The organism is Rugosimonospora africana (genome assembly GCF_016862975.1).
Lineage (GTDB): Bacteria > Actinomycetota > Actinomycetes > Mycobacteriales > Micromonosporaceae > Rugosimonospora > Rugosimonospora africana.
Genome location: NZ_BONZ01000039.1, coordinates 190,323 through 214,854 on the forward strand (window position 1 = coordinate 190,323; position 24,532 = coordinate 214,854).

The 24,532-nt window shown below is 69.3% G+C and carries 21 protein-coding genes; all 21 read right to left on the reverse strand.

Annotated features, from left to right (window positions below):
* Window positions 1-97: 97 nt before the first annotated feature.
* The 21 genes from Raf01_RS21310 to Raf01_RS21410 all read right to left on the reverse strand — a co-directional run bounded on the left by Raf01_RS21310 (window position 98) and on the right by Raf01_RS21410 (window position 24,423).
* A complete protein-coding gene (locus Raf01_RS21310; RefSeq protein ID WP_203919711.1) occupies window positions 98-1,123 on the reverse strand; it encodes a DUF4192 domain-containing protein in 1,026 nt (341 codons plus the stop codon).
* Between the two features lie 322 nt (window positions 1,124-1,445).
* Entirely contained in the window at window positions 1,446-2,354 is a 909-nt protein-coding gene (locus Raf01_RS21315; RefSeq protein WP_203919712.1) for a hypothetical protein, read from the reverse strand.
* A 152-nt stretch (window positions 2,355-2,506) separates the two neighbouring features.
* Entirely contained in the window at window positions 2,507-3,574 is a 1,068-nt protein-coding gene (locus Raf01_RS21320) for a DNA methyltransferase family protein (protein ID WP_203919713.1), read from the reverse strand.
* Between the two features lie 288 nt (window positions 3,575-3,862).
* Window positions 3,863-5,233: a hypothetical protein gene (locus Raf01_RS21325; protein ID WP_203919714.1), complete on the reverse strand. Its 1,371-nt coding sequence runs from the start codon at window positions 5,231-5,233 to the stop codon at window positions 3,863-3,865.
* 180 nt (window positions 5,234-5,413) lie between these two features.
* The gene (locus Raf01_RS21330; protein ID WP_203919715.1) at window positions 5,414-6,157 is read right to left on the reverse strand and encodes a DUF5983 family protein; all 744 of its coding nucleotides are present in this window, start codon (window positions 6,155-6,157) and stop codon (window positions 5,414-5,416) included.
* 130 nt (window positions 6,158-6,287) lie between these two features.
* Window positions 6,288-6,761, reverse strand: a complete 474-nt coding sequence (locus Raf01_RS21335; RefSeq protein ID WP_203919716.1) for a hypothetical protein — start codon at window positions 6,759-6,761, stop codon at window positions 6,288-6,290.
* Between the two features lie 170 nt (window positions 6,762-6,931).
* On the reverse strand, window positions 6,932-8,131 hold the full coding sequence (locus tag Raf01_RS21340; protein ID WP_203919717.1) for a GGDEF domain-containing protein: 1,200 nt from the start codon (window positions 8,129-8,131) through the stop codon (window positions 6,932-6,934).
* Window positions 8,132-8,375: 244 nt separating this feature from the next.
* Entirely contained in the window at window positions 8,376-8,648 is a 273-nt protein-coding gene (locus Raf01_RS21345; RefSeq protein WP_203919718.1) for a DUF5983 family protein, read from the reverse strand.
* 173 nt (window positions 8,649-8,821) lie between these two features.
* A complete protein-coding gene (locus tag Raf01_RS21350) occupies window positions 8,822-9,589 on the reverse strand; it encodes a class II glutamine amidotransferase (protein ID WP_203919719.1) in 768 nt (255 codons plus the stop codon).
* Window positions 9,577-10,665 carry a hypothetical protein gene (locus tag Raf01_RS21355; RefSeq protein ID WP_203919720.1) on the reverse strand — a complete coding sequence of 363 codons (1,089 nt, stop codon included), beginning with the start codon at window positions 10,663-10,665 and terminating at the stop codon, window positions 9,577-9,579. The genes Raf01_RS21350 and Raf01_RS21355 overlap by 13 nt, the downstream gene beginning before the upstream one ends.
* A 239-nt stretch (window positions 10,666-10,904) precedes the next feature.
* Window positions 10,905-11,705, reverse strand: a complete 801-nt coding sequence (locus Raf01_RS21360; protein WP_203919721.1) for a hypothetical protein — start codon at window positions 11,703-11,705, stop codon at window positions 10,905-10,907.
* Window positions 11,706-11,829: 124 nt separating this feature from the next.
* The gene (locus Raf01_RS21365) at window positions 11,830-12,465 is read right to left on the reverse strand and encodes a hypothetical protein (protein WP_203919722.1); all 636 of its coding nucleotides are present in this window, start codon (window positions 12,463-12,465) and stop codon (window positions 11,830-11,832) included.
* A gap of 43 nt (window positions 12,466-12,508) precedes the next feature.
* The gene (locus Raf01_RS21370) at window positions 12,509-13,222 is read right to left on the reverse strand and encodes a hypothetical protein (RefSeq protein ID WP_203919723.1); all 714 of its coding nucleotides are present in this window, start codon (window positions 13,220-13,222) and stop codon (window positions 12,509-12,511) included.
* Window positions 13,223-13,769: 547 nt separating this feature from the next.
* Entirely contained in the window at window positions 13,770-14,537 is a 768-nt protein-coding gene (locus Raf01_RS21375) for a GP88 family protein (protein WP_203919724.1), read from the reverse strand.
* 106 nt (window positions 14,538-14,643) lie between these two features.
* Window positions 14,644-15,618, reverse strand: coding sequence for a replication-relaxation family protein (locus tag Raf01_RS21380; protein WP_203919725.1), 975 nt, complete (start codon window positions 15,616-15,618; stop codon window positions 14,644-14,646).
* Window positions 15,619-15,650: 32 nt separating this feature from the next.
* Window positions 15,651-16,130: a hypothetical protein gene (locus tag Raf01_RS21385; protein ID WP_203919726.1), complete on the reverse strand. Its 480-nt coding sequence runs from the start codon at window positions 16,128-16,130 to the stop codon at window positions 15,651-15,653.
* A 317-nt stretch (window positions 16,131-16,447) separates the two neighbouring features.
* Complete coding sequence (locus Raf01_RS21390) at window positions 16,448-18,394, reverse strand: caspase, EACC1-associated type (RefSeq protein ID WP_203919727.1); 1,947 nt, start codon at window positions 18,392-18,394, stop codon at window positions 16,448-16,450.
* Between the two features lie 2 nt (window positions 18,395-18,396).
* Complete coding sequence (locus Raf01_RS21395; protein ID WP_203919728.1) at window positions 18,397-18,831, reverse strand: effector-associated constant component EACC1; 435 nt, start codon at window positions 18,829-18,831, stop codon at window positions 18,397-18,399.
* A gap of 256 nt (window positions 18,832-19,087) precedes the next feature.
* Window positions 19,088-21,496, reverse strand: a complete 2,409-nt coding sequence (locus Raf01_RS21400) for a helicase HerA domain-containing protein (RefSeq protein WP_203919729.1) — start codon at window positions 21,494-21,496, stop codon at window positions 19,088-19,090.
* A gap of 144 nt (window positions 21,497-21,640) precedes the next feature.
* A complete protein-coding gene (locus Raf01_RS21405) occupies window positions 21,641-23,368 on the reverse strand; it encodes a VirB4 family type IV secretion system protein (RefSeq protein ID WP_203919754.1) in 1,728 nt (575 codons plus the stop codon).
* 101 nt (window positions 23,369-23,469) lie between these two features.
* A complete protein-coding gene (locus tag Raf01_RS21410) occupies window positions 23,470-24,423 on the reverse strand; it encodes a PrgI family protein (RefSeq protein ID WP_203919730.1) in 954 nt (317 codons plus the stop codon).
* Window positions 24,424-24,532 lie beyond the last annotated feature (109 nt).

Genomic DNA, 24,532 nt, shown 5'->3' on the forward strand with positions numbered 1-24,532 from the left:
CGGAAAGGGGGCCGTGCGATGTGCGCGGCGATCGGTTGGCTAGACCGGCCCGGCGCCAACACCTCCGACTGGGGTGTGGCGCGACCGAGCCCGGTGGTTAGTGGTCGAGGATGGAGGCGATGGTGGTCGGGTCGATACCGGCGCCGATCGCCTCGGACAGCAGCCGGGCCATGCGATCGTTGGGGTCGTCAGCGAGGGCGCGGTCGAGCGCGAGGTTGGCCAGGGCACCGTCGCCGGCCTGCAACGCGCACAGAGTCAGCAGCACGGCCGGTGTGGTGCGGAATAGGGGTTCAGCGCGGCGAACCACGTCGGTCCACATCGACAACTGCCATCCCTGCCTGCCGGTACGGTAAGCGGCGACGTCGCGGATGTCTGGCAGATCGAGCAGGATGGTCAGGGCCGCAACGTCGTCGTCGGTGACGGCCGCCGCCCGCCGGTACCGGTTCTCGACCCGGTGCAGCCGCCGCAGCGCCTCCGCGTGCAGTTGGCGCCCCACCGGCGTATCCGTGCCCAACCGCGGCTTCTTTCCCGGTTCGGCGGCGGCGTCGACCTGGGCGACGTACCGGGTGCAAGCCGCCTTCGTCGCGGCGACCATGCCCTCCCGAGCCGGGCCGGTGACCGGGGCGAGGGTCGCCGCGAGCGCGTCCCGGTTGGGCAATGCCACCAGACCGGCGTAGACCGCCTGCGCCGCAATCGCGGTGTCGGACGGATCGATCGGGATTCCGTCCGGTGACTTGGGCATCGGCGCAGGGACACCATCCAGGTACCAGTACCGGTCGCCGGTCACGCGCAGCGCCAGGTCGATCGGCACCCGCGCGGTGCGCAGCGCGTCGGCGGCGGCCTGCACGGTGTGCTCGACGCGGTCGGCGGGTCCGTAGCCGACCAGCAGCGTGTGCGCTCCGGCCTGTTTCCCGATTCGGGCGGCGGATAGATTCAGGACCTGAGAGAGAGGGGCGGGCAGTTCTCCGGGGTCGGGCAGGGCCACGCGGATCAGGCTCGGCACGCGTTGCTCGACGATGGTCATAATAATCAGACTGTCTTCGGGTGCGAAGCCGAGAAGGAACGGCATCGCGGCGAGCAAGTCCTCGGCATTGCGTAGCCGCATCGAGGGTTGGTCAGACATCGGGCTTGTCCTTTCACGAAGTGTTTCGAAGTGCGCCGGCGCGCACGGTGACCTCGCGGGGCGGCAGGGGTTGACGTCGCCGGCCGCACGTCGAGGTGGAAACAGAGGCCGGTCGCGCAGCAGACCAGCCAGGCGCCGGAGCGGCACGCCTGAACAGACGGATGCCGCTCACGTTGGTGACAGCGAGCTTGCTGAACGCTGCGCTGCTGCCCATCGAGGTTGCCGCCGTCGCTGACGCTGGCGATGACGTCCCGCTGGTCCGGCGTATTGCTCGGCGATGGCAGCCCAGGCCGCGAGTACCCCTGCGCTACCGCATCGATGGTCATCGTGCATCCGGTACGTCCTGGGCGGGCTTCGGATCGAGGGATGCGGGAGGGGCCGTGATCAGTCCGATGTGGCGGGCCGCGGCGAGCAGGTCCTCGTCACGGAACCCGTGGGCGTGTCCGGCCGCGGTCAGCGTGCGCTGCCCGACCTTCGGTCGGCGCAGCCGCCCGGCAGCGAGGGCGTCGCCCAGCAGGGTGTTGGTGCCCAGCACGGCGCCGGGCTGCTGCGCCGGGGCGCCGGTCAGCCGGCCCGGGTAGATCGCCTCGCGGGCGCCGGTGAAGGTGCGCCCGTCGTAGCCGTCAAGGCTGCCCAGCCGGGTGGCCAGCCGGTCGGCGAGCCAGCTGGCCGGGTCGGCGCCGTCGGGGCAGACCTCCGGGGTGACCGCGCTGCGCTGCGGGTGGACTTTCCAGTAGTGGTGGGTGGGATCCCACCACCCGGACTCCTCCCGGTAGCCGCGGCCGGCCTCGCATCCTTCGCCGTACGCATTGGTGTCCGACCCGTCGAACGTGATGATCGTCGCGGTGTAGTAGACGACCGGGACCGGATCGACAGCGATCCGGGCAACGTCGAGTCCCGGGCCGTCATCGCCGTCGAGGGCAACCCGGACCAGTAGCGTGTCATGTACGGCGGTCAGCGTCGCGCGCAATGGTTGATCGGAGCCGTGGAGGGTGACTATGACCGGGTCACCGACCTCAATCTCGGGTAGGCCCGCGACGTAGGCGCTCATCAGCTCTCGGTGGACGGGCCAGTCCCGGCTCAGGCGCCGCGGGTCGGATGGCAAGAGCCCGGGGTGGGCGGCGTCAACCGCCTCCCACAGGGCGGGGCCGGTCAGGTAACGATGGCTGGCGCGGGCCTGCTGATAGACCCACGTGGCCAGCGTGGGCGGTAGCGGGTTGTCGCTGGTCATGCTGCTCGCTTTCCGCGGCCGGCGACCCGTGCTGGGCCGGCGGACGCCGAACCCTGCTGGCCGCCGGCCGCTTCGGTGGAAACGGGTGACGGTGCGGTCTCACCCGGTGGGTGAGGTGTCAGGGATCAGCGCGAGGCGCCTGCGGCAACTGTTCAGGCTGTCGCTGGCGATTCGGGTGGCCAGGCGAAGTCGTCGAGCGGGAACGCAGCGCCGGGCAGCGCGGCCAGGCTCGGGTGCAGGCGCTGGTATTCGCTGCGACTGACCAGCCCGATGAGTAGCGAATCGCCGACCGCGATGCGCGGGGTGATGGCGTGTCGTATCCGGTCGAGCCGTAGTGGCCCCGGTAGTACACCGCTGACGGTCAGTAGGTGCCCGAGGTAGATGGTCATGCGGAAGCGGGCGACGGGGGCGGTCAGCGGGTCGAGTTCCACACCGTCGACGCTGGCCAGGATCCGTAGCGCGGCCTGCTCGGCGGGGATTACAGCGCCGCCGGTCAGCGGCGGGCGAGTGGTGACGGCGCTGGTGATGGTGCCGGTGGTCCACCACTGCCACAGGTAGTCGACTGCCCGGATCAGGAAGTGACCGGTTCCGCAGGCCGGGTCGATCGTGCGCATCAGCCGTTCGTGGCGGAACTCGTTCACCGCGGGGACGAGGGTCTCATCGAGAATCAGATCGGCGACCCAGTACGGGGTTTGCACGAGGGCGTTGCGTGCCCGCCGGTCGTCGTGCAGTACCGGCAGCAGATCGCCGATTGGCCAGCCGGTGATGGAGCCGGGTGCGGTCTCGGTCGTCGGGTAGGCGAGGCTGGGTGCGTCGTTGGCCCACCAGTCGATCAGCGCCGTGCACGCCGCCGGGCTGGGTGTGCCGGCCCACAGCGCCGGCTGGTAGGCGGGGTGCATCAGCCACTGTGTGGCCGGGTGGCAGGCCAGCTGTTCGAACGCGCGGCCAAGCCAGACGGTTCCGCTGGCGGTGGTGCGGGTCAGGCCATCGGGTGAGCCGCGCAGCAGCGGCCGGACCAGCTGGTGGTCTTCGGCCCACGCCGCGACGCACGACATGTACACCCAGGCGGCGGCGACCGCCCGCTGACGGTCGACAGCGTCGTGGTGGTGGGCCGAAGGGTCGGACCGCTCGGGCCGAAGCGTGACCGTCGCGGCCAGCGCGTCCACGTAGTACAGGAGTTCTCGTCGGAATGCCCGGTCTGCCGCCGGGTTCGAGGCCATGGGTACCTCCGGTTTGACATGAACGCCACCCCGGTCGGGGTGGCGTTGGTGGGTGTGATGCAGGGAAGGCGACTGCCGCCAACGGGTGCGTCGGGGACGACCAGAGCGGCCCCGTCGAGGCTCACCGACCGCCGAGGACCAGCACTTCCTGGCAGCGGTGGGTGAGTCGATGAGCCGGCCGCCTCGGTTGGACACGACGTCGTCGCAGTCGGTCGCCCCAGGCGTTGGAGTGGATGGTCAACGCCTCGGGTGGCAAGTGCGGATGGCCCGCCGTCGCAGGCGTGTGGGTCAGGTCCGCGTCACCGGGCGCAGCGTTGCCGCCAACGCGGCCGTCTTGGTCGCCGTGCGAAACATCGAGACAGCATTGGCGGTGATGTCGGCGATGCCGTCGGCTCGCTCCCGCTGGGTGAACGGCAGGCGCGTGTGCGGACCGATCCGGAACGCGGGCAGGTCGAAATGCCGACGGGCCACGACGCTGCCGTCCGCGGTCTCGTACTCATCGAACGACCCAAGGTCGAGTCCGTCGATGTCCGTCTCCCGGTTGCCGGTGCAGAGGATGACCAAGTCGTACGTGCGACCGTCGATAAGCGCCATGCCGGGCAGCGCGACGGGTTGGGCCCGACGCGCGACTACGTTGAGCCGTCGCACCCCGAAGCGGTCCGGGCGCAGGTAGCGCCCGATGGCCTGATACCGGCCACGGATCTGCTCCTGCCAGCCGTCGCACGTGGTCGGCAGCGCGTCGGTGTACCAGTCGATGCGCTCCACGCGGTCCAGTGCCGCGGCGGCCATGAACGGCTGCGGCGCGATGCCCAGCAACGACTCGACGGCGCACTTGGCAGAGTCACCGCCGCCGATCACCGCGGCCCGGCGCACGCCCCGCAGCGGCCACCGGTCGGCCATGCGCCGCATGAACTGGCGGAACGAGAGGATGCTGGTGCCGTTGGCACATTCCTGGTCGCCCGGATCACCCAGTCCTCGCGCGTCGACGACCCGCCCGGCGCGCGGGAGGCCGCACCCATCGACGTCGAACTGGACCCCTGTGTCGTCACCGTCGACGGACAGCACGTTGGCCCTGGTGACCACGTCGGCGAACTGGGCCAGTGTCAACCGGATCACGATTGCCATGTCCGTGTTCGCCTGGTATTCCGTCATCGACACGTTAGCGGCCTGGATCGGCGCACCGGGCAGATAGTTCAGGCTCGCTCCCTGATCCCCAGCCAGTCCCCCGCTTCCCCCACGGTTGCGGGAGTTGAGGTAGAACGTCGGCCGGGCGGTCATCGCGAACGCACCACCGACCCGCTCCTCACGCTCCAGCACCAACGGCTTCGGGTAGCCGCTCAAGACTCGGGTTGCCGCGTACACGGCGGAGTGGAATCCGCTACCGATAACGACCTCGCGGTCGGCGCTGCTGGTTCGCAGCAGGTCCTGCTTGCGCGGTTCGTCCGACCAGTAGTCATCCAGCGCCTGGTCAGCGAACTCGCGACCGTACGGGTCCAGCGCGATACCGGTCAGCTGTGCCTGCAGCGGGCTCGCGAACTCAGACTGCCGCTCCATCATTGCCCGCATGCCTTCGGAAGCGGTCGGCTTCAACGCGACCGCGGTCAGCAGGGACTCGATCGGCGCGGACGGTGCAAACATCAGTGGTGAAATGTCGGCCATAGTGGTCTCCATTCGGGAGGTCACCGGGTCACCACACCGGGCCGCGTACCCATCCCGGGTAGCCCCCCGGGAGTTGTGGCACGCGGCCGGCGCGGTCCCGGAAGGGTCAAACGGATAGGTGGATTGGGTGGCGCGTTCTACCAGCGGAGGATGTGCGGGTGGTGGTTGCTGGCTATTGCGTCACCAATCCCAGATGGGCAAGTCGTCAACCTGGTCGGCGTCAGCGTCGAACAGGACGTAGTCGCAGTCCAACCCGCGGGCGTAGCGGTAGATGATCAACACCTCGGCGGGCAGCTGCGGATAGTCGCCGGCGTGGACCTGCGGGTCCGGAGGCACCCACATCAGCCAACCGAACCGCAAGCTATTGACGACCACTCCGTCCTGCCGAGACAGTCCGGCGCTGCCGAGATGCTGGGGCAGATGAGCGGTGGACAGTTCCAGCAGGCCGCGGATCCTGGCCCCATTCGGATCCACGTCGCCTGTGACCGGTTGCTGACGCTGCGGGTAGTCGTTGCCGTCCACCGGATCCGGTCGATTCCCTGGCGTACCGAGATCGAGGCGAAACAGCCCGTTGGCATCCACCTTCGCGGGAAAATAGCCGTCGCCGGTATCGGCAGCAGCCGCGAGGTGGTCGGTGACCAACGACTCGTCGGGCCATTCCTGCCCGTCGTCGGTGTGCCAGAGTTGATGGCCGTCTCGGGCGTAGGCGGCGATGAGCGTGACCGACGAGCCCACCACGTCCTCACCGAGCTGAAACACCAGCCGGGCCAGGTCCGGGTGGACAGCCTGGGCAGCGATGCCCGCTTCGGCGACGAGCAGATCGACGTAGTGCTCGCGGGCCAGAGTGGCCCTGCTATGCGCCGCGATCCGTCGCGCGTCGCGGATGGCGGCGGGCAGACGGCGGTAGTCGGCGGTGTCCGCCATAATGTTCTCCAATCACAAGTTGTGGTAGATGAGCCCGTGCCGGGATGGGCCGGGGCGAGGGTCCGGCAGAGTGCTGCCGCCGGCTGGTTTCCGGCGCGGCACACGAATGTGACGAGCGGCCGGCCCCGCGCTACCGGGACAGCGCCCGCCAGTCCTGGCGCAGCCGCTGACGCAGCACGGCTTCGTAGTCGTCGATCTGGCCCCCTGCAAGGGCCTCGTAGTGCCCCCCGTTGTCGGCGAGGTTGACCGGTGGCAGTCCGGCAAGCCGCCACATGCGGGAGTACAGCCCGGCAGCAGTGGTGTTCAGGGGTACCCGCTGGCTGACCTCACACAGTGCCCAGCAGCATTCGGCGGCCGTACCGGGTTTCGTGTTGGCACCGGCCGCGACTCGGTCGAGCAGTTCACGGCAGTGCGCCCGGTACACCAGGTTGTTGGTGGTCAACCCGTCAGTGGGTCGCAATAGGGGGAAGCTGCGCCAGATTCGGTCGGCGGCGTCGGGATGACGTTGCTGTGCGGCGGAGATCTCGTCCTCGGCCACGCTCATCGCGTCGAAAATGGGGTCGAGGAGGCGCTTGATGTCGCCGATGAGTTCGGGCAGGTCCATGGCCTACTCCTGTAGGGATGGCTATAGGGGGCGCCCCACGACATGCTGTCGGCGGACACCACCGAAATCTGCCGTGGCACCCCCGAGGGTTGGTCCTTGAGGAATCGGGTATGAGCGGCGGGTACCGGCCCCGGTCATCTGCCCGGCGGCGGCCGACACTCGCCGGTGAGTTAGTCCTCGTGGCTTTCGGACAGCAACTGGTAGGCGCGGTAGGCTAAGTGCCGCTGCCGGTCGCTGAGCACCTGCAGGTCGAGGCAGACGGCCTCGGCGGCGGTGATCACCAAGGCGTCGAGTTCGTCGGCGGTGAACGCGGCGGCGATGCCGTGCAGCACCACGCCGACGGGTCGAATGCCGCCGCCCGTCCCTGTATCAGGGACCGTGGCCAGCACGCGGGCCAGCCGGTCCGCGAGCATCCGGTACCGGTCGCGTTCGGCGCGCAGCCGGGCGGCGAGGGCACGCCAGCCGGCCGGGGTCGGTCGGATGTTCATCCGCCCCGGGTCGGTGGCCTCTAAAGCCGCGGCCGGAGTGGGCTCGTCGGCGGCGAGCTGCGCCTCGGTAGCGCGCTGGTCCCACCTGTTGCGAGTCTGGCTGATCGCCTCGTGCAGCAGGTGGAGTTCGTCGATGGTGACCAGGACCGGGATCAGGTCGCCCGGTCCGGTCGGGGTCCAGGCGACGTCGGTGTCGCGGGTGGGGTTGAGGTCGCGGCGACGGATCTGGGGGCGGGTGCCGTCCTGGGTGGGTGCGCCGTCGCGGTCGGGGTCGTAGACCAGAACCTTGTTGCCGCCAGCCTCTTTCGCTGCATACATGGCGGCGTCAGCGCAGCCGAGCGCATGCCACGCGCTGCCGCTGGCGTTGCTGGAGGCGATGCCGATGCTGGCACGCGGCTGGATACGAGCACCGGCGATGGTGGCGGGCCCGGCCAGGGCGGCGCCGAGCGCCGTGGCCAGCGCGGCGGCGTCGGTGTCCGGGGCGACGAGGGCGAACTCGTCGCCGCCCATCCGGCCCAGGGTGGCCGTCTGCGGGACGGCGGCGGCCAGGCGACGGGCGACCTCGGTCAGGTACTGGTCGCCGCCGGCGTGGCCGAGATTCGCGTTGACCGCGTGGAGCCCGTCGACGTCGGCGAGCGCCACGGTGATCGGAGTGCCGGCGCGGGTAGCGTCGTGCAGCAGTTGGTCGATGACATCGCGGGTGGGCAGGCCGGTCAACGGGTCGCGGCGCGCCTCGCGTACCGCTTCCTCGACGGTGTGGTGGTGATGCCGCTGCGTTTGGTACGCGTGGACCAGCAACAGGGCCAGTCCGGACATGACGCCGGGCCGGCTGTCGACGAGGATCCAGCCCAGGGTGTAGGCGCCGATGAGCACGGCGCTCACCAGGAGGTGCCGCGTTGACCAGGGCGCCGGCGATCCGGGATTGGCCGATGGGCGGTTTCGGGTTGACACTAGACGGTGCTCCTTTCACTTCGGGGAGCGCCGGAGACAGGCCGCGTGCTGGGTAAGCTGGAGCGGCCTGTCTCCGGGCCAAACAAACGAAGACGACCGCCGGGCGTGGGCCGGGCGGTCGCGGTGTTCCTGAGGCATGTGGTCGTAGACCACGCAGGTTGCGGTGATGGACCAATCAGTCCCAGAGGGGAAGGTCGTCGTCGACGTCCGCGTCCGTGTCGATCAGGATGTAGTCGCAGTCCAGGTCACGGGCGTAGCGCAGCACGCCGAGGATGTCCTCGGGCAGACGCGACGCGGCCCTGCCCTGCGGTAGCGGGTTCGGGACGGCGACCAGCGTGCCGAACGCCGTGTACGCGGCGTGCAGGGTGGGGACATCCGGCAGGGTGTCGGCCACCTGCGGGCGCAGGTGGCGGGGTGACAGTTCCAGGAGGTTGCGAATGCGCGCCATCGGAGACTCTTTCAGCCGTGGGGGTGAGCAGTGGGAGGACCCGTTCCGGGGGGGGTGTCCTGTCCCAATCGGGTTGGGGGCGGGCCGGGTGGTGGTCAGTCAGGAAGCGGCTGATATGGCCGCGGGGAATGGGTGACGTCGAGTCGGGCCGGCGTCGTTACGTGGCGGAAGGGTCAGTGCGGCAGGCCCGCGGTCGGTGTCCAGCACAGGCATGCCTCGGCGGGCTGCCCGCAGTCGGTGCAGCAGCCGCAGATCGGGCAGTGCAGGTCGCTGACGTAGACCTGGGCCCAGCAGTGCCGGCAGCGGGTGGAGTCTTCCCAGTCCGCGCCGGTCCACAGCGGGTCACCCCACCCGTCGTCGGCCGGGGTGCTGTAGCCGCGGTCGGGCAGGTAATCGGCGTTGGAGTACCAGATGCCGCCGTCCCAGACACCGGCGTTTTCGTTGAGGATGTAGGCCCGCTGCCGGTAGTGACGATCCACGGTCAGCAGCACCATTTTGTTGTCTGGCCCCATCCACCGCTGCAATGCCAGGCGGTGCCGGGCAAGTCGCAGCGACCCGAACCGAGGCAGGAAGTCCTCGCAGGTGATCCGGGTGTCCGAGCGTCGATCGCCCTGGTCGGGCTGAACCTCCCACGGCAGGATTCCGTTGTGTGCTAGGACGGTGCGCTGGTCGCCGCTGACGGCGAATGGGTGGCAGTTGTCAAGGGTTCGGTCGCCGTGGGTAGCGAACCGGGAGTGGAACAGCGCCGGCACCTGCGGGTGCGCTCGGCGCGCCTGCGCGAACTGCTCGATGAGCACGTCGGCGTGGAGGTCGCGCTGCACGAGGATGCCCCGGTCGGTGACGATGGCGAAGCCATGGCCGTGGTTGTTGCACGACGCCCCGTTGTGCAACGCGTCCAGGTCGGGGGCCACCCCGGCGGGTAGGAAGGTCAGCAGGCACATGCCAGGACCTCCATCTGCGCGCGCAGCACCGCGTACTGCGGTTGGGTATCGACCCAGTCGGCGAACGCCGCCCAGGTCCAGCCGCCGTGAGCGATCACCGGCACGGTCAAGTGCCGCGTGTATTCCACCGATGCCGCGGCGAGGCCGAGCGCCGCCGCAACCTCATCCGCGTGCAGGGAACTGGCGAACACCCGCAGCTCGAACGTGGCCTCGTTGCCGGTGTTGATGGCGGTGTAGCGGTTCCCGGCGGCGCCTTTGGCGTAGTGTTTGACCGCGCGGCGGTCCTCGTCGGTGAACGCCGCCCATTGCTGGGATTCCCGTCGAGCGAGGCGGGTGACTTGGCTACGGTTGCGGTAGACGAACTTCATCCACCGGTAGGTGTGCGACGGACAGTCGAACCCGTCTCGGGAGACGTGCACATGTAACCCGGTGCGCGCGGACGTATAGCAGCCGATGTCGCGCAGCTCATCCAGCATCGGCCAGGGGAAGTTGGCCATAGCCCACGTGTAGGACATCGGGTGGGTCACGATCTCGAACCCGTCGCCGATGGAGCCGTCCTCCTTCAAGTACCCCAGCGTTCCGAGGTGTTCGAGGGCGGTGTCGGCGCAGTCGTCGAGGTCCCGGTGCTCGGAGGTGTGGATTTCCAGTTCCATTCCCAGGAATAGCGGCCCGGTGCCGTGGAAGACCGGCCAGGGCTTGTAGTCGTACTCGTGGATCAGGTCGCCCAGGCGGTCGGCGCGGCAGTCCTCGCAGTCGCATTCGGACTGGCAACCGTTGGCGCAGTGACCGTCGTCGTCGCTGTTGAACTCGTCGCACTCGGCGCACTGCCAGTAGTGCCGACCGCGGCACAGCCGGCACACGTCGTCACCGCGAGCCGTGGTCGTGATCTCGTCCGGGTGAGTGGGCCGGTCGCAGTGGTCGCAGTCGATGCAGCGGTCGCACCCGTCGCCGATGGGGTACCACGCGTCGCAGCCGGTGCACTGGCTGTGGGTGAGCGCGACGCAGTCGCCGCAGCGCAGAACACCGTCCTGGGTGGTGGTGTCGCGCGGGCAGTCGACGCAGTCGATGGTGGACATGGGTGGCGAACCTCCCGAGGGTCGGGGTGTTCGACAGCACGGGACGGCGCCGCCCCCAAGCCTCATGCGCCGCGTGCGTCGAACGTGAAGGCGATGAGGTGGGGGGCGAAACAGGTCCGGTCCCGACCGTCAGGCGGTCGGCGACGAACCTGAGCACCGGGAAGGAATGCCCTCGGCCGGTGGTGGTGCGTGCGCCTCGGCACGAGACCGGGCGGGTGGTGCGGTAGGTCGTGTGACGCTCAGCGGTGGCAGGACACGGCCACCAGCACCGTTCGGGGGTCGATCGTGGCCAGGTAGGTCTGTGCCTGCTGGTGGTAGGCGATCCGCTCGGGCAGGGACTGCTCGACCAGCACGTCCGTCCAGGACGGCACGATCAGGTCACCGCCCAGGGTGAGCAGACCCCCGCCGTAGGTCACCACCCCGGCGACGTAATCGGCGTAGGTAGCCGCACCGGTCTGTAGGGCAGACAGCCCAGGACCGTAGCTGTTCCCGCCGAACTGGTCAGTCGGGGCGGTGGTCGCGTCGTGCCGCAGCATGGCCGCGGTGCGGGGTTGGGCGGCGAACTCGGCCAGCGCCCGATGCAGCGGATACCCGTCGGGGTCGGCGTGGTGACGGTCGAGGAAGCACCACCACGGTTCGGCAGGACCGGTGCCCTCGACCGAGCGAGACCATTTCTCGTGATCGTCCGCCGCGACGCGTACTACCCGCTGGGCGGTGGTCCGCAGATCGAGGAGTCCGACGGGGCCGCCGGCGCAGGATACTGGTTCGCGGCGGTCCGGGTTGGACGGCAAGCCGACCAGCAACGTCTGCTCAATACGGTTCGGGGTGGCCCAGACCGGGAAGTGCGCGCCGTCCAGAGCGGCGGTTGCCGTCCTGACGGTGCCGGACAGCCGGGCGCGTACCTCGGGCCCGATGGTGGTGACGGTCCGAGCGTCCGGTGGCAGGCAGACCAACAGCGTGGTCGGGCACGGCTGGTCCCACTGTTGCCGGCGGGCGCGCTCGATGAGCGCCCCGGTGTACAAGGTCTCCAGCACAGGCAAGGTTTTCTCCGTTCAGTCGGTAGGGAATGCGACCAAATTGATTCGGCGGCTGCCCCGAAAGGCGACAGAGTCGGCAGCCGTTGCTGGCGTGCGAGCTTTCAGAGACTCGGCGGAAGCGCCGCTATCAAGCCCTTCGCGGCGCGGGCCGTACGCCGTGCCGCGGGTGGCGTCGGTAGGCCGCGGACAATCGCCGTTCGTGGTCGTCAGCACGGGACAGGTACCGGCGCACTGGGGCCGGGGTCGCCACCCAGACACCGCCGATGTTGCTGGCCCACGGCAGGATGTCGATCTCGTTAGGGGCAATCGGGTCCCGCCACCGCAGCCGGGCGGCCAGGAAGTCGGGGACGAGGGGAATCATCCAGTCGTCGGGCGCGGTGAGCTGCCAGTACCGGGTGAGACTGGCCTCAACGTCGTCGGTGTTGGTGCCCAACGAGCGCAGCAGCACCAACGCGTGTCGGCGTCGGATGTCGGCGAGCAGGCGCCGCTGCCGACGGACCGAGCTATGGTCCAGGTTGCCGGCAAGCGGCACCCACCCAGTCGTGCGAGCAAACGCGCGCCGGTCGACCATGCCTGCCAGCTGGTAGCGGCAGAGCGCCACCAGCCGGCGCAACAACGCGCCGCGGTGGGCATGGCGTTGACTCCACTCGTAGCGGGCCCCCCACGCGGTATCCGAGGCGGTTTGGACGGTAAGCCACCAGACGGTGACGGCGGCCCGGGCAGTCCGGGCGGCGGCCCGTGTGGTGGACGGTGAGTTGAGCACGGATCTTCTCCTCACTCGTTCGATGCGGCGATTGGGGTTAGGACTAAGGGATCGGCTGCGGGTGGCAGGCAACGGCGATCGCGGCGACAGGGGCGTCGCGGGGCAGTCCGGCCAGGTGGTGGTTGGCGTGGTGCAGGAAGGTCAGCTGGTGGTCCAAACGGCTACTGACCGGGGTGAAGAAGTCCCCCTCGGCGGTGGCCATCCCGTCGGCGACGACGGCCGAGAGTTGGGCGATGGTGACGTAGGTGGTCAGGCCGGCCTGGAGTGCCTCCAACTGGTCGGTGGGAATGCCGCCGCCTTGCGGCAGGGCGTTGAACGCGCGGATCGCGGTGATCCGTGGTTGGCTCAGGTAGTCCTGTTGCGCCCGGGTCAGCGGGTACCGGCCCTCGTCGGCGCGGTGGCGGTCGACGAAGTGCCAGAACGGCTTGGCGGCCGGGGTGCCGGACACGACGTAGGCCCAGCGGTGCCAGGTATGCGTTGCGGCGGTGGCCGCGAGACCGCGCATGCGGTCTAGGTCGAGCAGTTCGATCGGGCCGCCCGAGGTGTGGCCGCGCCAGCGGTCGATGAGCCGACGGGTGCGGCGGGTGCTGGTCGCGAAGTACGGGACCGGGCCTCGCGGGGTGTAGCCGCCGGTGGTCAGGCGCGCGTGGGCGAGCGCGGGCAGCAACGGTGGGGCGATGGTGTTCGGCAGGCAGATGATGAAGGTGTGCAGGTTGTCGGCGGAGCGTGACGGGTTGGGCAGTGCGGTGCTCGACATCGACGTCCTCCTCGTGTGAGCGCGTGCGGGCACGCGAAACAGGCCCCGGTAGGGGTGTGGCGTTTGGGGTTTGCAGTGGCCCAGTTGGGTCGAGATGCCGGTTCAACTGACGGCACAGAGACCTCGAAAGGTCCGCGGCGCAGCAGGAACGGCGCGGGCGAAGTCACGCGTGGGCCGGAGTGAATCAGGTGGTACAGGGTTGAGCGGTTGAGCGGTTGTGCGGAGGTGGTGCCAGGTTTGGTGCGGGGTGGGCGCTGGGGCGGGGTGAGAGGGTCGCGGCCGACCGGCCTGGGGTGGCGGGTGGGTGGGTGCGTCTCGTGCCTCGGGGCAGGGCCCGGCGTGGTGCGATTGGTGGTGTGTATGGAATGTGAGGCTCGACCGTAACCCGGGCACCCAACTGGCCCCCGCTTTCACGTGAGGCCGCGGATCGGGGCCGTGAGCTGGGCAGTTGGGTTGTTCAGCGGCCCCAGTTGAGTTGGTCCGGATGGCGGCCGGTTGGGTGAGTTGGGCCAGTTGGGTACCCAACTGGCCCAACTGAGGGCCTGGGTCAGGCCGCGGGGCGGCCGTCGCCCGGCCTGCCCTGGCGGGCCGCGCGGGCGGCGGTGTCCGCGGCCTGCCAGTGGCTGAACCGGCGGCCTGCCTGACGGCGCTGGAACCCCGGGATCCGGTTGGCGGGGATCCCGACCCGCGGTGGGCCGAGCACGGCGAGCAGGTCAGAGGCGTCCTGCGAGGACCAGCCGGCAGCAGTGATAGCGGCCTCGTCGGGGAACACGTCGGCGACCCGGTCCGTCTTGGGATCCAACGCGGCGTCCTGGGTGCCGCCGTAGGAGTACACCCAGTGGAAGTTGCCCGGCGGATCAGGCTCGACGATGCGTCGGAACCGGGACACTTCTTTGGTGTAGGCGTAGAAGAAGGTGGCGGGGCGCGCACGGCAGATGCGCAGCCACGCGGCCAGATACGCGTCGGAGAAGAAGTCACCCGAGTCGTGGATACGGATCCAGCACCCGGTGAACTTGGCAGCGGTCAGCTCGATGAGCATGGCCGTTTCCCACCCGGGCAGGTCGTCGAGCACGAACATCAGGTTGGCCTGGTGCTTGGCCTTGACCGCCGGCCACCGGTAGGTGCCGTGGCGGGCGTAGCACACCTGGCGGCAGACTCCGGCCGAGGGGCAGGTGTTGTAGGTGCGCCCGTCGGGCAGGCGGCCGGCCCACGCGGGCAGCGACCAGTTCCACACGCCGATGGCGCGCAGCTGTCGATTCTGGGTCAGCAGCCGCCTCGGACGACGCGGTTCGGATGAGACGAATGTGGTGGACATGAGCTCCTTGGGGTTGGTGGAGACGACAAAGTCCGCCCCAGGCGGTGCCGTCGGTGGCACCGCCCGAGGCGGACAGACAGATGAGTTGTGGCGCGCTGCGGCGCGGTCAGTCCCGGCCGGGGCGTGTTCGTTCGCCGGTGATTGGGCCGAGCAGATACAGCGGATCCTGCTCTGCGGCAGGCGGGCCCGGGTGGAACGGGCCGGAGGCACCGAGGTCGCCGGGCAACTCAACGAGACGGTGACGGCGTCGACCGTTGCCCACCAGGCGCCAGATCGGCCCGGTGGGGTCGGTGTGGGCCTGGGCGTGGGTGGCCGTGGCCACCGTGACGCCGAGCCGGCCGGCCCCGGCCAGGTGCTGGTGCAGGTGGGTTTCCCGGGCCGGGCTGGGCAGCAGGATCAGCACCGGCCAGTCGGGGCCGCCGGCCTCGCGCAGGCGCCAGTACGCGGGCAGTTTGTCGGCCAGCACCGGCAGGCTTTCGGTGCCGAGATCCATCTCCAGGAACCAGGCCACCTGGACGTTGTTCTGCCGCCAGACACCGTGCCCGTCCGGATGCACGCGGCGGCCGGTGGCCGAAGCGATTGTGGCGGCGGGCCACCATCGGGTCAGCCGGGCACCTGGTGTGGTGCGGGCGGCGGCGATCAGGTCGATGAAGACCTGGTTGGTGGCATCGGTGTGGGCCAGGTGTGCGGTCGCGGCGACGAGGCGGTCCTGCTGCTCGCGCAGTGCCTTGGCCGTTGGTGGCTTCGCGCCGGTGGCCAGTGCGACGTAGCGGGCCGACAGCGGCCCGGGCAGCCAGTGCAGCGGTAGCCGGCCGCCGGGCCGGACCGGGATGAACGAGTCGATGAACCCCAGCGCGCGCAGCGCGGCGAGGCGGTTGCGGCAGGTCCGGGTGGAGGTGAACAGGGTGGCGGTGATGTGCGCCGTGGTCAGGGTGCGGTGGTCGTGCAGGAGATGGGCAAGGGCGTAGTCGCGGGGTTCGAGTCGGAAGGAGATGGACCGAAGGGAGTCCGATGGTGAAGGTTGGCGACCGGTGTCGGATCGGCCCGGGACGTGTACCCCCGGTCGGGGAATATCCCCCACAGGGATATTTCGGGGCCGGTTGGGTGGCCGGGTCATGGGGCCTGACCTGCCCGGTTGGGTGGTGCGTCGGTGCTGTGCACCGTCCTGGGGTCCGGCCCGGGGTGTTGCCTGGGCCGATGCCCACCCCGACGCCTGGGCCACGTCCGTGTTCCAACGAGCGGGTGGGGGTCGATGAGGGTCAGCACATCGTGGACCAGTTGGGCCCAGTCGACATCGTCCTCGCCGTCCGGGCAGAAGCTCAGCGGCTGGCCGTCCTCGTCCTGGAAACCATCGGAGAACCGCCTTGTGTTGGCAGTCCGATTGGGCTCCTCCCGTCCCGACACGACTCGGTCGGGGCGCAGGATCACACTCCACGTCTCGCCGTGCACATCGACCGCCAGCAGCCGCCCGAACCCGGGCTCGGTCGACATGGTCGCGTCCGCGAACCGGGCGGCGATCCCGGTGCATTGGTCCGCCTCGCGGCGGCGATGCGCCGGGCCGGCCGGTCGGGATAGTACTTCAGGATCGTCCATCGTGAATACTGATTCCTTCATCAAGTAGGGGTTGGCGCGGCCCGGTTCACGGCGGGCGCAGGCCGAAGTGGCCGTGCGGTGTACAGCGCGCACGTGCCGAAGCCCGGGAAAGGAGCTGACACAGGAGGGGCGAGCGCCGATGTAGCCGGGCTACTGGACGCCGAAACAGCTGGGATTTGCGAGCGGATCCGAGCAAGACGGACCGTCCGCCGTGGCCAGGGTGCCCCGCCGTCTTGAGACGACGATTCGACTGGTGGGATTGCGGCCGACTCAGGAGTCCGGGCGGCTACACCGGACACCCGCCCACCGGCGGCCGCTCACAAGCCAGAATCGCTCAGCACTAGCTCAGCTTCGGCAATGTAGCCGACAAGCTTAGCCAAGCGCATTGCCTCGAAATAACTAGAAGCAAGATCGACCCGGTCGGTGAGCAACTGCAATAACACTGCTCGGTCACTGAACGGCGTCACTAGGCAGTACCCACTGGAAGTCGCCACCGTGGCCTGACGTACCTCGCCGGCGTTCATCTGAGCGGATACTGCACGACAGCTGGCGAGCAGGCTGCAGGCGACTGCGGCGGCAAACGTGGCGTCGAAGGGGAATCTGTGGTTGGTAGCTAAGGCGATGCCATCAATGCTGGCGACGACGCAACCCACAAGACTGCGGCCGCCACTCTCGCTAACCAATTCATCCAGGACCCAGCTCAGCTTGCTCTCCACCGTTGCAGCATTGCCACTTCTCTGCGCGCGCGCAGCTGACGTTGGCGGCCGAGTGTGGTCCGCGAGGGTGTGCGCCAACTTGGCGGTTTCGTAGGCGGCCACGCCCAGATCCGCATCGGCCGTCGTATACAGCCCGACGCACGACCCTCCTGCCACCGGGGTAACCGTGACCACGCCCGCGTCGAGGTCTGCAAACACCCACTGCAGATGAGCGGTCGTCAGAGTGGCCAGATGCTTCCCTGCGTTCCGGAGCCAGCCAACAGCGGCAGCGAGCCGATCGAGGTCGTCACGACCCATCGGGCCTCTGGCTTCGTCAGCCAGACCGCTGTCAGTGACCAGAATCGCTTGCCGGACACCCGGTACCCGTTTGACGAACTGGTCGATCACACGACGGGCATCGTCCGGCGAGCGGTCAGCCGACGGCTCTGCCAACGGAGCACGCGCCGCATCAGCGTCCGTGTCTTCAACAGGCCGGATCAGGTCCTTCACCTGGCTTCTCAGCCGTTCGTTCGTGGTGTCAAAGCCGACTTCCAGCCCGCGTATCGCAGTGGGCCGGACGATAATCCGCACTACCCGCAACTCACCGGTGTCGTTGTTGACGATCTCAACATTGGCTCGGCTCTTGACCGGCTGCGGGGTGAGTTGCAGTTCGACCTGCTCGTCCAACCGGGTGATCTGGATCCATCGGACTTCTGTGGTCGCCGTCCAGAAGTCCCCGGGAAGCAATCCGCGCACCCGAATCCGCTCCACGGGAAGTACTTCGTCCGGCTCGACATCGACAATATGGATGACCTTCGGGGCCACCGACAGCGGCATGCGGCGCTTCACGGACCGGGCAATCTGGATCGTCCCCTCGTAAGCGCCCCTACGGACTGGCACCTGCCCTCTCGTGTTGCGCATCTCCGAATGCACGTAACGATAGAGATCGTCCAGCGAGACGAAGCCTTCTTCCGTGGTCTTCGCGACCTGACCGGTCAACCCCGCCACTAGGTGGTGAGTAAACGGGCTCAGGTGCCGCGGACCCATGGCATCCGCCGCCAACTCACGGGCCCGGCACGCGGCCATCACGAACCTTCCGCGCCCATCGGAGGGCACAACAGGAGCAACGATGTCCGGCACACTCTTGAACGCGCCGCTGTAACAACAGTCCAAGATGATGATGATCGCTCTCGCGACAGAGACGGCGATCATCGCGTTCAGCCTATCTGACGAAACAGCAGTGGAGATCAGTCGGTCGAGCCTGGTGTCCTGCCCACACAGCAAGAGATTCCCATGTTCGTCCAGCTTGCCGTGGCCTGAGTAGTAGAGCAGCAGCACATCATCGCGATCCGCCTCCCGGAAAAACCCTTCCAGTTGCCTGCCGAGCTCGTGTGACGTCCGCTCGGCAAGCATCGCGACTTCCCCCGGATCGAACATCCCGTACTCGGGATGGAGGAGGGCATCTCGCACGGCGAGTATGTCGTTCTGCGGACCGTCGAGCCGTGGCAATGCCTGGTCGGCTGGGAAGAAGGCATTCCCGATCAATAGCGCCCTGTAATGCTGATCCATCGTCAGGACCCGATCCGGCGCGCCACGGCGTCCGCCAGCTTCTCCAATACCGCCGCGCTCATGCCGTCCCCGGTGACGATGAGTGACTCTTCGATGCCATTCCGGGTCCAGGTCACCTTGATCTGCCGGGACCGGTCCCGGTCAAGCCACAGCTGGAAACAGCTGACCATCGCGGAGATTGCACCGGCACCGCCGAGTGCGACGATGACGGACTCGGCGGTGCCCTTGGTCCCGACCTGTGCTATGTCGACGCGTCGTGCGCCAGGCACCGAGGCGATCAGCTCTCGCCGCAGATCGTCGCACTGGAGGGACCAGCTCTCGTCGTCCGGATCAAACCGCACGCTAAGCGGAGCAACTTCCACCTCGAGATGCGACTTTCCCACTGGGCCTCCAGGAATCGTTTGCAGTCGCCAACGCTCACTCACCGCGGCGTTCACACCCCGTTAGCGTAGCGTCTGGCCGTTGCTTAAGCTGCCGTCCGTTGTCGGCATGCTTAACGTTGGTCTCACCAACATCGTTTGTCGAGGCACCCCGGCCCTATGCATGCACAACGAAATGCTTATGCACGACCTGATTGTGACGCCGACCTCGCTGGCGATGGAAGCTCTACTCGACGGGCAAGATCTCTGCCCACGGCTCGCACGGTCCGCCGTGTGCCGCCTGGTTGCATCAGTCCGCGGGCTTTGCAGCGGCTCAGGCATCGGCTGCTGGACAACTCGCCTGCTTGCCGGCCTTGCGGCCCGCGGAGCGACGGGCCATCTGCTGTACTGCGGACGGTGGGGTGTCGTGCGGACCGGCGACGGCTTGGCGGATGGCGGTGGTTTCCCCGACGATCGGCAGCGGTGGCCGGGTGCGCATGGTGAATCCGGCGGTCTCCCGCGAGTTGACCACGAGGCGGGTCGCGGCGGTGTAGGCGTCCAGGTGCGACACGTCGTGTTCGTCGAGTTCCGGCATCGTGTGCCGGGCCAGTTGGTGGGCGTCCTCCGGCGAACAGGAGAAGAAGATCTTGTTGCGGGCATTCGCGCTCAACGAGAGTTGGGTCTCGCGTGGCAACTGGCTGAGGTTTTGGTGGGCGAGCACGAGGGAGAGGTGGTAGCTGCGGGCTTCCGCGAGCATGTCGGTGACCGACCCGGCGAGATTCAGGATGTTGTGAGCTTCGTCGATGTAACACACCGCGTCGCGTCGCTGGATCTCCGTCAATCGGGCTCGCGCGGTTGCTGCCTGCCAGACGCTGGCGAACACGAACGAGCCCATCAGCTTCGCGGTTTCTTCACCGAGTTGGCCCTTGGGCAGGCGGGCAATCAGGATGCCGCCGTCGAGGACTCCTGCCATGTCGAAGCTGGAGGTGGGTGCGCCGAGTGTGGCGCGGACGAAGTCGCGCAGCAGGAATGAGCGCAGCCGGGCTAGGACCGGGCCGATGACCTGGGCGCGCAGCGCGACAGGGGTGGACTCGTACCACTCCCAGAACCCTTTCAAGCCTTCCGGGTCGTCGAGCCCGACCGTGAACGGCGCGCGGAACTGCTTGTCGTTGAGCAGCGGTGGCACCAGGGTGAGGTTGGCGTTGGCGTGCCTCATCAGGGTCAGGCAGGCCACCCGCAGTACGTCGTCGATGCGGGGGCCCCAGTGCCGTTGGAAGATTTTGGAGAAGATGCTGACGACGTTGTCGACGACGAGGTCGTCGTCGAGGCCGGACAGTGGGTTGAGGGTGGCGCCGCCGGGCTGGTCGGGGTCGATGATGACGATTCGGTCGGCGAGGGTAGCGGGGAGCCGGTCGAGGATGTCCAGGGCGAGGTCGCCTTTGGGGTCGATGACCACGACCCCGCGGCCGGCTTTGACGTCGTCGATGGCCATGTGGCACATCTGGGTGGACTTGCCCGAGCCGGTGGAGCCCAGGACATGGAAGTGCTGGCGGGCGTCCACGATGGACACACCGACGGAGTGGCCGCCGACCTCGGCTTTGCCGAGGATTCGGATTCCACGCCCGCCGGAGGGTACCGAGACGGGTGCGGGGCCGGCTTTGGCGCGGGCGCGGTCCAGGCCGGCAACGGCGACGTCGGTGGGCAGCGCCGCGATCGCGGCGAGTTGTTCGGCCGACAGCAGGAACCCGCGGCGCAACCGGCGGGCGGCCAGCACCGGCCGCGGGGCGGGGAGTGTGAGGCGGCGTAGCCGGTTGCGGCCGGTGTAGATGCCGAAAGCGGAGGCGATGCCGTGGGCGAGGACGGTCAGTCGCCGCCGGATCGCGTCGGTCTGGTCCGGATCGTCGCGGCGGCGGCCGGTGTTCGCGGCGGCGTAGCGGATCGCGACCTCCCACTGCGGGCCGATGACGGTGTCGATCGCGGCGCGGGCGTCTCGGTCCCGGATCGGATCCGTCGGGATCTGTCGCCCGTACCCGGTGGCGCGCGGGGTTCGAGCGGAGGTGAGCGGGTCGGTGATGAGATTGAGCGCGCCACGCAGATAGGTGACCGGGTCGAGCACACCACCAGGTGGTATCCCGGTCCGCAGACCGACCGCGCCGCGGCGAACCGCCGCCACACGGCGGGGCGTGGCCGGCCGGGCGAGGATCTGCACGCAGGCGGCCTCGGTGGCGTGCAGACCTGCGCCGGCCGCGACCAGCGCTCGCATCGGGTCAGCGTCGTGGTCGGTGTTCAGGGGGTACCAGGCCGGCATCGCCGGAGCGAGCGCCCCGCCCTCGGCGAGTGCGTCCACCGGCAGCGGTGAATCAGCGTCGAGCACTTCGGTGGCCGCGCCCGGCCAGGCCGCCCGCGCGGCCGCGGCGACGAGGCCGGCCGAAACAGTCCCCGGCAGCCAGACCACGACGGTCAGTTGCCGGCCCGCCCACCGGTACTCCAGGGCGATGTGCGGGATGCCATACAGGCGCCGCCGCCACGGCGTGGGCATAAGCAGTTCCAACAGGTTGGCCCACCAGGCAGTCACGCCAGCGGGGTCCACCTCCGGCGGCGGGATGATGCGCACCATGCGGGCATGCGCGACCAGCCGCCGATGGCGGGCCCTGACCACCGCGATCCGCACCGCCGTCGTCGCGGTGACGGCGAGGAACAGCAGAAGGGCCGGCCACCAGGGGTGGTGGCCGGCCCACGTCATCGTGCGGGTCAGATAATGCAGCCCGGGAAGGGCAGGTGGCTGCGGCGGCCGCCACGAGTGTCGGGGCGAACCCGTCGCAGCTGGGGCGGGTTGAGGTTGTGGGCTGTGTGGGGGCATCGTGCTCCTGGGGTAGTTGAGGGTTGGTTAGAGGTCGGGTTCGTCGAGGAGGTCGGCCAGGCCCGCGGCCAATTCGTGTTCGCGGGACGACGCCACGACCTGAAACGCCACCCGGTGGGCTCCGGCCAGAAGCAGGGCCTCGCCGCGGCCGGCGGCAAGCAGCATGCGGGCCTCGCCCGCGGTCAATGCGAACGTGTCGGCGATCAGGTCGATGGATTGCGGGGCCTGGCGCATGAGCACCTGGGTGGCGGAGTTGGCGATGACGGCCTGGCCGAGTTCGGAGCCGAGCAGGTCGGCGGCGTCCTGGGTGACGACCGCGACCCCGGCCCGCCGCTTGCGGGCGGCCTTGGCCAGCCGGTAGAGGAATTTCGCGCCTTCGCCGTCGCGCAGCAGGGTCCAGGCTTCGTCGACGACGACCAGGCGGCGGGCGCCGACCCCGTGGGTGCGGCCGGCGGTGGGGACGTCAACGTCGCGCCAGATCGCGTCCAGCGCGAGCAGCATCCCGGGAGCGCGTAGCTCGTCGGGCAGCTGCCGGGTCGACCACACGACGAGGTGGCCCCGCGGCCGGAAGGTGGTGGGTCCGTCGAACATGTCCTTGAAGGAGCCCTCCACCCACGGCGACAGTCGGGCCGCGAGGGTGTGTGCGGCGTCCTGGTCGGAGCCAGCCAGAACGGCGGCCAAGTCTTTGAGTAGCGGCGCGGGGTGCCGCCAGGTGGCCGGGTCGTTGGTGATCCCGGCCTGGGCGTAGGTGGCGTTGATGGCCCGGTCCAGCGCGGAGCGCTCGGCTGGCGGCGGTTGCTCACTCAGCAGGACTGAGATCAGGGTGTGTAGGAACATCGCGCGGCGCTGCAATCCGTCCGGGCGTGTCTCGTTCGGCGGGATGTCCAAGGGGTTGACCCGGATGCCGGCCGCGCCGAGCTGGATCGCGGTGCCGCCGACCGCGTCACATAGCCGCAGGTACTCGTCTTCCGGATCGATGATGGCGACCTGGACTCCGTCGTAGAGCGACCGGAGGACCTCCAGCTTGACCAGGTACGACTTGCCGGCCCCGGAGCGGGCCAGGACCACGGAGTTGTGGTTGTCCTGGGCCCACCGGTTCCACCACACCACACCGTTGGAGGCGGTGTTCAACCCGTACAGCACGCCGCCGGCGGGCATCGACTCCCCGGGCAGCGGCGCGGGAAGGTCCGCCGACGCGAGGGGGAAGGCGGCGGCGAGAGCGTCGGAGTCGAAGACCCGCCGCATCCGCAGCAGGTCGACACCGACGGGCAGGGTGGACAGCCACGCTTGCAGTTGCCGCCAGGTGGCCGGCTGGGTGTCCAGCAGTACCGACGCGGCGACGGCCCGGACCTGCGCGACCGCCTCGACCAGGTCCTCCTCGGTCGGGGCATGCACGCACAGGTAATGCCCGACCCGATGCATCCGCGACGCGCCGCGGGCAACCCGGTCGGCGAGGTCGGCGGCGTCTTCGGCGGCGGCTTCGGTCACCGGATCCGCCAAGCGGCCCTTGTCGGCGTCGGCCCGACGGTTGGATTCCAGGCGGGCGCGTTGCTGACGTAGCCGGCGGGCGGCGATCGCCGACGGGATCGGTTCGATGTGCTCCACCACGTCGAGGCGCCCGGGCCAGGCCAGCAATGGATCCAGCCACGCCATGCCGACGTCCGGCGGGTAGCCGGTGACGATCAGCGTGGCCACGTACCCGTCACCCACCTGCAGGAACCTGGGCGTGGCTTCCACGGTGGCCGGGCCGGCCATGGCGGCCAGCGTGGCCTGCGTTTCGTCCCGCACTGCGTTCAGCTGGGGTTTACGGCTCCACGGCCACTCCCGTGCTCGCGGGGATCGCCGGGTCGTGGGGGTCACAGGGTGTCCTCCTCGATCGGGATGGCGGTGCTGACTGGGTGCTGCGGCAGCGCCCGCGGCCAGCTCGCGTCGCCGTACTGGTAGGGGTCGGTCGCGGCGGTCAGCACCGCCGCGGCGGTCTCCCCGTCCAGGACCCGGGTCTGGCAACCCAACGCCGACAGCGCCCCGGCGGTGTGCTCGGCCCGGCGCAGCGCCTCCGCCGCGGTGGCGCGCTCGCCGGTGGCGGTGCAGGCGACGGTGACGGTGCGCCACAACGGATCGCGCTGCTCGCCGATGTCCAGCAGAAACTGGGCGTAATCCAGCGCGGCGTCTGCCAGTGCGGGGTGCGGGAGGGTTTCGGCATTGTCGGCGATGCGTTGGGCGTGACCGGTCAGGTCCACGCGTTGCGCGGACACCACGATTTGCACCGGCCCGGTCAGGCTGTTGAGCCAGCGAGCATAGGCACTCGCCGCTGCGGCCTGCTCGGCCCCGGTGCGCAGCCCCACGTTGACGGTGGTCGCCGCGACCAGCGCGGTGGCCGACCCGTCGCCGAGGTCGATGACGCCGTTGTCCGCGATCGCCGTGGCGGGCAGCCGCAACACCGACGGCACCGGTTCAACGGGCATGGTGGTGGACGGCGCCCACCCGGGGATCCGGGTAACCGGTTCGGAGGCCGCGGCTGCCCGGTGCGGTGCGCGACGGAACCGGGTCGCGGCCCACAGCCACGCATCCATCGACAGCCCGTCACGGCGGGCCAGAGCGACCGCCACTCCGGCGCCGATGATCGGGCAGATCAGGGCCAGGACCAGCGGCATCGGCAGCAGCCGGCTGGTCGTATTGAAGATGAGGTAGCTGACCGCCGCCGCGGCGGCGAGCACGGCGACCTGCCGGGCGGTCAACTGGTAGAAGATCTTGTCCGGCGCCTCGATATCAGCAGGGATTCGGGCGCGAACTTCGACATCACTGTCCACAATGCGGTCCTTGTGCAGAGTCGGGAAGAGAAGAGACGCGCACGCCGCCCGACCCGCGCCTGCCAGGGGCGCGGCGTCGGGTCGGGCGGCGTGGGCGATGCGTATGCGG